Annotated in this window: 9 protein-coding genes; 7 read left to right on the forward strand and 2 right to left on the reverse strand. The window is 71.7% G+C overall.

What is annotated here, in order from left to right:
- The 5 genes from ACFRMQ_RS30920 to ACFRMQ_RS30940 all read left to right on the forward strand — a co-directional run.
- Window positions 1-544, forward strand: a 544-nt coding sequence (locus tag ACFRMQ_RS30920) for an HAD family hydrolase (RefSeq protein ID WP_380734007.1), incomplete at its 5' end; no start/stop codon positions are given.
- 100 nt (window positions 545-644) lie between these two features.
- The gene (locus tag ACFRMQ_RS30925; protein ID WP_380734008.1) at window positions 645-2,117 is read left to right on the forward strand and encodes an MFS transporter; all 1,473 of its coding nucleotides are present in this window, start codon (window positions 645-647) and stop codon (window positions 2,115-2,117) included.
- Window positions 2,114-2,923: a hypothetical protein gene (locus tag ACFRMQ_RS30930; protein WP_380734009.1), complete on the forward strand. Its 810-nt coding sequence runs from the start codon at window positions 2,114-2,116 to the stop codon at window positions 2,921-2,923. Before ACFRMQ_RS30925 ends, ACFRMQ_RS30930 begins: the two co-directional genes overlap by 4 nt.
- Before the next feature lie 385 nt (window positions 2,924-3,308).
- Complete coding sequence (locus ACFRMQ_RS30935) at window positions 3,309-4,835, forward strand: RICIN domain-containing protein (RefSeq protein WP_380734010.1); 1,527 nt, start codon at window positions 3,309-3,311, stop codon at window positions 4,833-4,835.
- Window positions 4,836-4,893: 58 nt separating this feature from the next.
- Window positions 4,894-6,234, forward strand: a complete 1,341-nt coding sequence (locus ACFRMQ_RS30940; protein WP_380734011.1) for an RICIN domain-containing protein — start codon at window positions 4,894-4,896, stop codon at window positions 6,232-6,234.
- Between the two features lie 68 nt (window positions 6,235-6,302).
- Here ACFRMQ_RS30940 and ACFRMQ_RS30945 read toward each other — a convergent pair whose 3' ends face one another.
- Together ACFRMQ_RS30945 and ACFRMQ_RS30950 are read right to left on the reverse strand one after the other, a co-directional pair.
- Complete coding sequence (locus tag ACFRMQ_RS30945; RefSeq protein ID WP_380734012.1) at window positions 6,303-6,833, reverse strand: hypothetical protein; 531 nt, start codon at window positions 6,831-6,833, stop codon at window positions 6,303-6,305.
- Window positions 6,834-6,874: 41 nt separating this feature from the next.
- Window positions 6,875-8,020 (reverse strand): hypothetical protein, encoded by a 1,146-nt coding sequence (locus ACFRMQ_RS30950; RefSeq protein WP_380734013.1) that lies wholly within the window; start codon window positions 8,018-8,020, stop codon window positions 6,875-6,877.
- Between the two features lie 307 nt (window positions 8,021-8,327).
- Between ACFRMQ_RS30950 and ACFRMQ_RS30955 the strand changes: the two genes are divergently transcribed.
- Entirely contained in the window at window positions 8,328-9,050 is a 723-nt protein-coding gene (locus ACFRMQ_RS30955; RefSeq protein ID WP_380734015.1) for a hypothetical protein, read from the forward strand.
- Window positions 9,051-9,126: 76 nt separating this feature from the next.
- A partial coding sequence (locus ACFRMQ_RS30960; protein ID WP_380734016.1) for an RICIN domain-containing protein occupies window positions 9,127-10,518 on the forward strand: 1,392 nt, incomplete at its 3' end.

The following is a 10,518-nucleotide window of genomic DNA, read 5'->3' on the forward strand; positions in this document are numbered from 1 at the left end:
GCCGCTCGCGGCCGTCTTCGCCGAGCTCACGGGACTCGCCGAGGAGGACGCCAGGGTGGCCGAATCGGTCGCCCTCTTCCGGGAGTCGTTCCGGGAGGAGGTCGTCCCGCAGGCCGCCGCCCTGGTCTTCCCCGGCGTACCGGAGCTGCTGCGCCGGCTGCGGGCGGAGGGAGTCAGGACGGCGATCTGCACCAGCAAGATCAGGCCCAGCGCGCTGGAACTCCTCCAACCCGCCGGCCTGGTGGACGAGTTCGACGCCGTCGTCTGCCACGGCATGGCCCCGCGCGGCAAGCCCCATCCCGATCTGGCGCTGCTCGCGGCCCGGTTGACCGGAACCGATCCGGCGCGGTGCGTGGTCGTCGGCGACGCCGTGGACGACATGCGGATGGCGACGGCGGCCGGCATGCCCGCGATCGGCGTGTCCTACGGGGTCGGCTCGGCGCGGCAGCTCGTCGCAGCGGGCGCCGGGTCGGTGGTGGACACGGTCGGCGCGCTGGACCAGGCGCTGGGGAGCGGGCCGTCGACGACTCCCGCACCTTCTTGATCCTTCCGTTCTCCCAGCCCCCAGTCCCCAGCCCTCCCAGCCCCCCAGTCCCCAGCCCCATGACCCGGGGCGACAAGACGACCAGGCGGTCATCCACACCATGTCTCAACCGAACGCACCCTCCGCCCCGACGGCCTCCCGCAGTCCGGTCGGCGGCCTCATCACCCTCTCCGCGGCCCAGTTCCTCATCGCGCTCGACTTCTCCGTCATCTTCGTCGCCCTGCCGGACATCGGCGCCGACCTGGAGCTGTCCGGCAGCGCCATGCAGTGGGTCGTCAGCGCCTACTCCGTGTTCTTCGCCGGCTTCCTGATCGTCGGCGGCCGGGTCGGGGACCGGCTCGGCGCCCGGAAGCTGTTCATGGCCGCGCTGGTGATCTTCGGCGTCGCCTCGTTGCTGGGCGGCCTCGCGGCGAACGCCGCGCTGCTGCTGATCGCCCGCGGCGCCCAGGGCGTCGCCGCGGCCTGCCTCCAGCCGTCGATCCTGGCCCTGGTGAACACGACGTTCCCGGCGGGCCGCGAACGCACCCGGGCGCTCGCGGTCTGGGGCACGGTCGGTGCCAGCGGACTGGCCGCGGGCGTGGTCATCGGCGGACTGCTGACCACCGTCTCCTGGCGCGCGACGTTCTTCGTGAACCTGCCCTTCGCCGTGCTGTGCGCGCTGGCCGCCCCCCGGTTCCTGCCCGGGAAGGCGGAGCAGAGCCGCACCGCCGCCCTCAACGTGCTCAACGCGGTGCTGTGCACCGCGATGGTCCTGGTCTCCGTCCTCGGCCTCACCCTGGCCGCCGACATCGGCTGGACCGACCCGCTGACGCTGGGCAGCTTCCTCGTCGGCGTCGTCCTGCTGGTGCTGTTCACGGTGCGGGAGCGGGGCAGCGGCCGGCCGCTGGTCGATCCCGTCCTGCGGCGCACCCGCAGCCTCGTCATGGGGTGCGGCTCCTCCGCGCTGTACATGGCGAGCGTGGCGGGCGTCGAGTTCTACCTGGTGACGCTGCTCCTGCAGGACGGCCGCGGCTACACGCCGCTCGCCGCCGGGATCGCGTTCCTCCCGCTCGCCGCGTGCATCACCTTCGGCAACATGATCGCCGGAAAGCTGGTCGGCCCGCTCGGCGTGCGCCGCTGCCTGACGCTGGCGTTCGTGGTCGGCGCGGCCGGACTCCTGCTGCTGGGGCTGTCCGCCCGCAACCACGGCTACCTCGTGGCGATGCTGCCCGGCCTGGTCGTCAGCGGCCTCGGGCACGGCATGATCTACACCTCGATGTTCGTCGGCGGCACCCGCGACGTGGACGACCGCAACCAGGGCGTGGCCGGGGCGCTCATGACCACCACCCAGTACGCGGGGGGCGCCCTCGGCGTGGCGGCCCTGATCCTCGTTCTGGGCACGCACCCGGGCGACGGGGCGTTCCGTACCGGCTTCCTGCTGGCCGGCGGGGTCGCGGTGGCCGGTGCGGTGCTCGCGTGGCTCGGCTTCGGCCGGGGCACGGAGGCCGCGTCGGACGAGACGGCGGCGTCGGACGAGACGGCCGTGTCGCTGGACGGCGTCCCGACCACGGCGGCGGCGGGTGAGGTCCGATGACGGCGGCCGCGGCCCGGCTGGGCATCCTCGTCATCCACAACGATCCCGTGCCCGAGACCGAGATCTGGCGGATGGCACCCGAGGGCGTGTCGGTGCACACCGCCCGGTTCGAGTGCCCCCGGCCCGATGACACCGAGTACGTCGGAAGCCCCGCGGGCGCCCTGGCGAACGCACCCGACGTCGTCCGCGGGCTGGACCACCTGGGCCGGCTGGGCGCGCACAGCGTCGCGCTCTGCTTCGGGTCGAGCAGCTTCTTCGGCGGGCCCGCCTTCGACACCGAGTTCGTCGAGGCGGCCGGCGCGCACGCCCGCGGCGTACCCGTGTACACGGCGGCCACGGCCATCACGGCCGCCCTGCGGGCGTCCGGGGTGCGACGACCGCTGCTGGTCATGCCGCCCTGGTTCACCGAGCCGACGTTCCGCGCCGCGGAGGAGTACCTGGGCGAGGTCGGCGTCCGGCAGACCCGGATGGTCCAGTTCGCACTGGGCCCGGAGTGGGACGACGTCGCCCGCTACAACGCCTTCGACGAGGGCGCCCACTGGACGATCGACCCCGCCGAGGTGCACCAGCAGGTCGTCAAGGCGTTCCACGACCCGGACCTCCCGCGCCCGGACGGCGTCCTGGTGCCGGGCAGCGGCTTCCCCGCCCGGGCCGCCGTCGTCCCCCTGGAGCGGGAGCTGGGCGTGCCGGTCATCACCTCGAACCAGGCGGTCCTCTGGTACGGCCTGCGCCGCGCCGCACCCGGAGCCGCGCCGGATGCCGGGACGGCGGCGCACGGGAGCCTGTTCACCCGACGGCTTCCCTGACGGGAGCCGGGTGACGGGAGTCGTGCGCCGGGTGACGGGAGTCGTGCGCCGCGGGCGGAAGGCGAGCGGTCCGCCCGGATGACTCGCCCCTGCCCATCCCGCCCTGCCCCGTCCCGCCCTGTGCCGATGCGCCAGCACAGGGCGGGAACCCGGCGGCTGCTCACCCGGCTCACTTCGCCGTCCCGGCCGGCGGCGCTCATGGTCCCCTCCAGTGGCGCGGGCGACCCTGACCCTGGCGGACATCCCTGCGGGGCTCGTCAACCTGGCGCACTGGAATGCACTCGTACGGGTAATTGTCGGCTCCCTGCTCATATGACTTTCTGGAGTCGACCGACAGTCACCTGAACAGAGCAACAGGCGGCCAGGGAACGGCGAAGGGATCACGATGAGCTCAGCCCCGGAAACGACGACAGGCAGCGAGAACCCATCCCCACCGGTCAGGACGGTCGCGGGGACCGGGATCGCGGGCCCCAAGGGGGACAACGGACCCGCTGTCACAGCCGAGTTGAACCGTCCGTTCGGGATCGCGGTGGACGGCACGGGCACCCTCTACTTCGCCGACCGTGACAACCACCGGATCCGGAAGATCACGACCGACGGGAGGATCAGCACGGTCGCGGGCACGGGCAAGGCGGGCTTCGGCGGCGACAACGGTCCTGCCGAGAAGGCCCAACTGAATGACCCGCGCGGAGTGGTGGTGGACGGCGCGGGTGTCCTCCACATCGCCGACGGGGGCAACCACCGGATCCGGAAGGTCGCGGCCGACGGGAGGATCAGCACCGTCGCGGGCACCGGTACCGCCGGCTTCGGCGGCGACGGCGGACCGGCCGTCAAGGCCCAACTGGACAGCCCGCTCTGGGTGGTGGTGGACGGCGCGGGTGTCCTCCACATCGCCGACCACAACAACGACCGCGTCCGGAAGGTCGCGGCGGACGGGACGATCAGCACCGTCGCGGGCACCGGTACCGCCGGCTTCGGCGGCGACGGCGGACCGGCCGTCAAGGCCCAACTGAACCGCCCGCACGGGCTGGCGCTGGACGGCGCAGGCACCCTCTACATCGCCGACAGCCTCAACCAGCGGGTCCGGAAGGTGGCGGCCGACGGGACGATCAGCACCGTCGCGGGCACCGGTACCGCCGGCTTCGGCGGCGACGACGGCCCGGCGGTGGAGGCCCGGCTCGACGTCCCGACCGGGGTGGTGGTGGACGGCACGGGTGTCCTCCACATCGCCGACGGCGGCAACCAGCGGGTCCGGAAGGTCGCGGCGGACGGGACGATCAGCACCGTCGCCGGCACCGGCACGGCCGGCTCCACCGGGGACGGCGGCCCCGGGAAGGACGCCCAGCTGAACAACCCCCTGGGGCTCGCCGTGGACTGCGTGGACACCCTCTACATCACCGAGTACGGCGGACAACGGATCCGGAGGATCGCCTCGCCGGCCGTGGCCGGGCTGCCCGAGTCGGGCACGGTGGTCTCCTGGGTCAACGTCCGCAGCGCGCTGCGGATGGGGGCCCTGCGCGAGTCCACCAAGGACGGGGCCGAGATCCACCAGGTCCTCGCCGCGCCCAGGGAGCACCAGCGCTGGCGCCTGGTGGTGGCGGGCCGGGAGGACGGCGAGGTGCTCTACACGTTCGAGAACCTGCGCAGCGGCATGGTCCTGGAGGTGCCCGAAGCGCTGAAGGTGCGCGGGACGGTGGTCGCTCAGCGCGCCTACGAGGGCGTCGACGCGCACCACCAGCAGTGGCGGCTGATCCCCATGGGGCCCGCGACCGACAGCCCCCGGGTGTACGAGATCGCCAACCGGCACAGCGGACTGCTCCTGCACGTCGACGCCCACACCCCCGTGGCCGTCAAGCAGCAAGGGGCGAACGGCGACCCCCGCAACCGGCAGTGGCGGCTGCTCCCCGTGTGACGCACCCGGCGCGGCCGCGCACTCTCGACACCCGGGCACCACGAACGAAGGAATGACGATGACCACTCCCGACAAGCAGTCCGCTCCTCCCATCACCACGGTCGCGGGGACCGGAACGGCGGCGTTCGCAGGGGACAACGGACCTGCCGTCTCGGCACAGCTCAGCCGCCCGCTCGGGCTGGCGGTCGACAGCGCCGGGACGCTCCACATCGCCGACTTCAGCAACCTCCGGGTCCGGAAGGTCACCACGGACGGCAGGATCGCCACCGTCGCCGGCACCGCCACCGCGGGCTTCAGCGGTGACAACGGCCCTTCCACGCTGGCCCAGTTGAACCAGGCGCGCGGACTGGCGGCGGACGGCGCGGGCACGCTCTACATCGCCGACGCCGCCAACAACCGGATCCGGCGGATCACGAAGGACGGCAGGATCACCACCCTGGCCGGCACGGGCGTCGCGGGCTTCAGCGGCAACGGTGCCGCGGCGAGCTCGGCGCAGCTGAACTACCCGCTGGCGGTGGCGGTGGACAGCGGCGGCGTCGTCTACTTCGCCGACTACAACAACCACCGGATCCGGAAGGTCACCGCGGACGGCACGATCAGCACCGTCGCCGGCACCGGCGCCGCGGGCTTCTCGGGCGACGGCGGCCCCGCCGACAAGGCCCAACTGAACCTTCCCATGGGGATGGCGGTGGACAGCGGCGGCGTCGTCCACTTCGCCGACTACAACAACCACCGGGTCCGGAGGATCACGGCCGACGGCCGGATAGGCACCGTCGCCGGTACCGGCGTCGCGGGCTTCGGCGGTGACAACGGCGCGCCCGCGAAGGCCCAGCTGAACTACCCGGCCGCGCTCGCCGTGGACAGTGTGGACACCCTCTACATCGCCGACCACGTCAACAACCGGATCCGGAAGATCGCCTCACCCTTGATGGCCGGCCTTCCGGAGTCCGGCACGGTGGTCTCCTGGGCCAACGTCCGCAGCAGGCTGCGGATGGGCGTGCTGCGCGAGTCCACCAAGGACGGGGCCGAGATCCACCAGTCCCTCGCCGTTCCCCGGGAGCACCAGCGCTGGCGGCTGGTCGTGGCGGGCCAGAGCGAGGGCGACGTCCTCTACACGATCGAGAACCTGCGCAGCGGCAAGGTCCTGGAGATCGCCGACGGGGAGGAGGCGGCCGGCGCGGTGGCGGCGCAACGCGCCTACCAGGGCGTCGAAGCGCACCACCAGCAGTGGCGGCTGATCCCGGCGGGCCCGGCGACCGACAGCCCCCGGGTCTTCGAGATCGCCAACCGGCACAGCGGGCTGCTCCTGCGGGTCGACGCCACCGCCCCCGCGGCGGTGAAGCAGCACGAGTCGGACGGTGACCAGCGCAGCCGGCAGTGGCAGCTGCTCCCCGTCTGACGCGCGAAGGGGGCCGGGGACGGCAGCGTGCCTGGCCCCCTCGTCCGGCGACCGCCGCGCTCGTGGCGCTACGAGCGCGGCGGTTCGTCGGCAGTCGGCTTGTCGGCGCTCGGCTTGGCGGCTTCGGGCGCTGCGGGGGCGTCGGGAGCCTCCACGGTCGGCTTGGCCGGCTTGGGAGGCTTGGTGTAGTCGCTCTTCTTCGGCTTGCTCTCCAGGTCGGAGTCCTTCTGGAGGCCGTCGTGCTCCGTCACCGTGGGGCTGGACGCCCGCATGCCGCCGGCCGCCGCCGTGGACACCGAGCCGGGGTCCTGGGAGTACTGCGCCTGTGTCCCGGCCGATGCCTGGGTGGTCCGCACGAAGGAGCCGAGGAAGCCGAGGATCGCCCGTGCCTCGGGCGACTGCTCCTGCACGATCTTCGCGCGGTCGTTGGCCCCGTGGATCCCGCTGGTGAACAGGCTCGTGGTCGTGTCGTCGTACGTGTCGTCGTCGGCGTCCTCGAAGTCGAGGTCCGCCCCTGGCACCGGCTTGCCGCCGTCGCTGATCACCGAGAACAGCCCCGCGCCCTTGCCCGCGGAGTCGAAGATGTTGCCGAACACCATGGTTGTCACCTCTGGTCGTCGTGGTGGCGCCGTCCGCCCGGTCAGGGCCGCTTGAACAGCTCCCGTTCGCTGTCGGTCAGGCTCTCGCCGTCGAACATCGTGTGCTGGACCTCCAGGGCGGAGACCACCTCGGCCAGCCCCTTCATCCGGAAGCCGCCGCCCGCCAGGTCGAGGTCGGCGATGTCGCGGGCGACCAGCCGGTCGAGGCCGGGGTAGTCCCCGGACTGCGGCGGCGACAGCACCGCCACCGGCACGTCGTACCGCACCGCGAGCAGCCCGGAGAAGGTCACCGGGATCTCGTAGGAGTACTGCTTGCGGGTGCGCCGCTGGCTGACCAGGGTTTCGACCCGGGAGCCGGCCGGGATCGTGCCGGAGATCTGCGAGTTGGACGTCCAACTGGTGGTCAGGGTGCCGCTGACGGAGCCCGTGATGCCCAGCATCAACTGGGCGTTGAGCTGCGCGTTGCCGGTGGCGCTGCCCGTGGTGGTGAACGCGACCGAGTCCGTCACCGAGGTCATCGCGGAGGCCGTCGCGGAGGCCGACGCCGAATTCGCCACCGAGTTGTTCACCCCGTTCTCGGTGCCGTTCGCGGCGTCCACCCCGATGTTGTCCTTGCTGTTCTTATTGGTCACCGTGTTGGTGCACTTGTTCTCCATGGCGTTCTGCAGCTGAGTTCCGAGTTGCCCCTGGAGTTGCCCCTGGAGCTGGGCCTGGAGGCTCACCTGGAGCTGGTTCTGCAGTTGCAGCTGGAGTTCGGCGCTGACGCTGCCGCCGAAGGTGAGCTGGGATGATCCCTGGAGCGACCAGGTGATCGCGTTCGACACGGTGAAATCGACGGAGTCGGTGAAGTTCATCTCGGCAGTCCGGCTGCGGTTGACGTAACTGCGCGAGGAGAACATGTCGGGCGGTGGCTGGTGGATGTTGCGCCGTTCCTCGATCAGTGGCTCGCCGAGGTTCAGGTAGGCGAGCCAGCCGAGTTGGTGCGCCGTTCCGGGGAAGGTGCCGAAGCTGGACTTGTTCATGGAGAAGCCGACGGGCTTGTGCCGCACGCCGTAGTCGTCCACGTAGACCAGGCTGGGGTGGTCCAGGATGGCCTGCCAGGTCTGCTCGACGCCCAGTTCCCGCAGGTTCTTCTTGGTCAGCGGCCGGCGCTTGGCCCGATCCAGGTTGTACGCGTTGGAAGGCATTCCCCGTCCTCGGATGATGTCCTCGAAATGATCCGGTCGGACCGCGTCGAGGTGAATTCGGTGAATTGGGCGATTTGGGAACGGAATTCTGTGCACGTTCCGGCGATGGAAGCTACCACGGGCTTCAGCGACCGGGGCGACGGCCGTGGGCGCGCCACTCGATCGAGTGAATCAACGGGTTGACGCTGTCGGTGAATTGGGGAGTGTGGCACCTTGGCAACTCGGCGATTCCGGGCCGTTGTCGCGCCCTTGGACTGAGCGCCCGGCGCTTTTCTCTCGCGCATACCAGACAGGTGAGGTTTCCGCTATGTACACCCAAGAACGCACCGCGATGGCGAATTTGGTGGTAGGCGGCCCGGTGGCGGTGAACAGCTACGACAACGCGATCGTGGCGGCGCTGGTCGAGAACCGGCCGGTCATGCTCGTCCACGCCTTCAACGGCGGCTTCCTGCGGCCGGTCGACCTGAAGGAGTCGGTCCACGACAAGGGGGTCAAGCTGGCCACCACGCTCGACCCGGACACCAAGGAGGCCAAGGGCCACCTCTGGTACGTCACCCCCGGCGGCTTCTTCGGGCAGCGGCCGCTCTACTTCCTGGAGAGCGCCGCCGGCCAGGTGACGCCCAAGCCGGTCGACCCGGCAGGCACCGCCGCCGGGCGCGGTGACGACGGCACCCCGAAGCCCCAGCGCCGGCGCATCAGCGTCCACCAGGACGCCCCGAAGGCCGCGACGGCCGACACCGTCCAGCTGGGCCTGCCCGACAAGGTCGGCGACAAGTGGCGCGGCAGGAACGGCGCACCCGAGGACACCCAGCTCTGGGTCGTCACGGTGACGCCGTGGGGCGGGATCACCTTCGTGCCGATCACCCACCCCGACGCCATCCTCGGCTTCAAGGACCACGCGGTGACGCCCGAGAACGAGGTGCGCCTCACCTACAACTGGGGTGGGGACTTCACCGGGACGATCATCAACACCTTCTACCCGCGGCTGCCCAACGAGTGGAACGTGCCGTACCACCACGTCTTCACGTGAGCCGCGTCCACCGCCGCGCCGCCCCCGTCCCGAGCCGACGCCCGCACCGTCCGGAAGAGTTGGAAGAGGCACCACGATGCCCGTGCCCACGCAAGAACTGAAACTGGAGATCGTCAACGCCGCCACGGGGAAGACCCTCGGCGTCCCACTGGCGCCGAGCGCGGACGGGGCGCTCGTCGTCCGCGACTTCGCCGAGGGCGGCCCGAGCCCGCAACAGTGGCAACTCACCCCCGTGAAGACCGCGCAGGGCGGGTTCGAACAGGACGACCAGGGCTATGTGATCCGCAACGCGGCCGACGGCAAGGTGCTCGACGACCCCGGCGGCAAGGACCGGGGCCCGCGCCAAGCGGCCGCCGCCGCCGGAAAGAAGAGCCAGCAGTGGCACGTCGTCGCCGTCGAGGGCGAGGCGGGCCTCTACTTCATCGAGAGCGCGACCGACGGCGTCGTCCTCGACCTGCCCGACCGTGACGAGGACGACGAGCCGGAGGCCGAGATCCGGGTCGTCCTGCGCGCGTACGACGACGGCTCGAAGAGCCAGCGCTGGCGGTTCGTCACCGCCGAACCCGAGCGCACCAGCGACCTCGTGCTGAGCTTCGCCCACCGGGACCACTGGAACGGCCGCCGGTCCTGGCCGCTGGTCCGCTCGACCGCCCTGCGGATGGCGCCCGGGGCGACACCCTCGTTCAGCGACATGCTGCTGGTCCTGGAACAGTTCGGCAGCGACAAGGCTGCCGGGGAGTGGACCGGCGAGGGACTCAACCGCGCCCCCGGGCAGCCTGGTTGGTGGGCCGGGACCGGTGCGCGCTTCCTCGCCGACCTCACGGGGGCGGGGCGGCACGACCTCGTGGGACTCAGGCCGGCCAAGGGAGCCGTGACGTCGTCCAGCCGGGGCGACGGCACCTTCGACGACGAGCGCCCCCTGCTCAAGACCGTCTCCGCCCTGGCGCCCGCCGACCTGTGGACCCTCGCGGACACCACGGGCGGCGGCAAGCCCGACATCGTGGTGCTGGCCGCCGACGGCGTCCGGGTGTCCCGCCAGGGCGAGGAGGGCGCGTTCGCACCCGCCACCGGCAAGCTGGTCCTCAAGGCCTTCGGGAGTGACCAGAAGGCCGGTGGCTGGGTCGCCGACGAGCACCCCCGCTTCCTCGCCGACACGACCGGTGACGGCCGGCTCGACCTCGTGGGCTGCCACGACGGCGGCGTCTGGATCTCCCGTCAGGACGAGCAGGGCGCGTTCGCCGAACTCCCCGACGCGCCGGCGCTCAAGGCGTTCGGCCTCGGCGAGGAGGCCGGTGGCTGGCTCCTCGACAAGCACCCCCGCTTCCTCGCCGACACGACCGGTGACGGCCGGCTCGACCTCGTGGGCTGCCACGACGGCGGCGTCTGGATCTCCCGCCAGGACGAGCAGGGCGCGTTCGCCGAACCCGAGCTCGTCCTCGGCGACTTCGGCACCACCCAGGGCTGGAAG

Origin of the sequence: Kitasatospora sp. NPDC056783 (assembly GCF_042789895.1) — a bacterium.
In the GTDB taxonomy this organism is placed as follows: domain Bacteria; phylum Actinomycetota; class Actinomycetes; order Streptomycetales; family Streptomycetaceae; genus Kitasatospora.

Coding starts and splice junctions, on each gene's coding strand:
- ACFRMQ_RS30955 (WP_380734015.1), top strand. CDS start 8,328: ATGTACACCCAAGAACGCACCGCGATGGCGAATTTGGTGGTAGGCGGC.
- ACFRMQ_RS30935 (WP_380734010.1), top strand. CDS start 3,309: ATGAGCTCAGCCCCGGAAACGACGACAGGCAGCGAGAACCCATCCCCA.
- ACFRMQ_RS30945 (WP_380734012.1), bottom strand. CDS start 6,833: ATGGTGTTCGGCAACATCTTCGACTCCGCGGGCAAGGGCGCGGGGCTG.
- ACFRMQ_RS30930 (WP_380734009.1), top strand. CDS start 2,114: ATGACGGCGGCCGCGGCCCGGCTGGGCATCCTCGTCATCCACAACGAT.
- ACFRMQ_RS30950 (WP_380734013.1), bottom strand. CDS start 8,020: ATGCCTTCCAACGCGTACAACCTGGATCGGGCCAAGCGCCGGCCGCTG.
- ACFRMQ_RS30925 (WP_380734008.1), top strand. CDS start 645: ATGTCTCAACCGAACGCACCCTCCGCCCCGACGGCCTCCCGCAGTCCG.
- ACFRMQ_RS30940 (WP_380734011.1), top strand. CDS start 4,894: ATGACCACTCCCGACAAGCAGTCCGCTCCTCCCATCACCACGGTCGCG.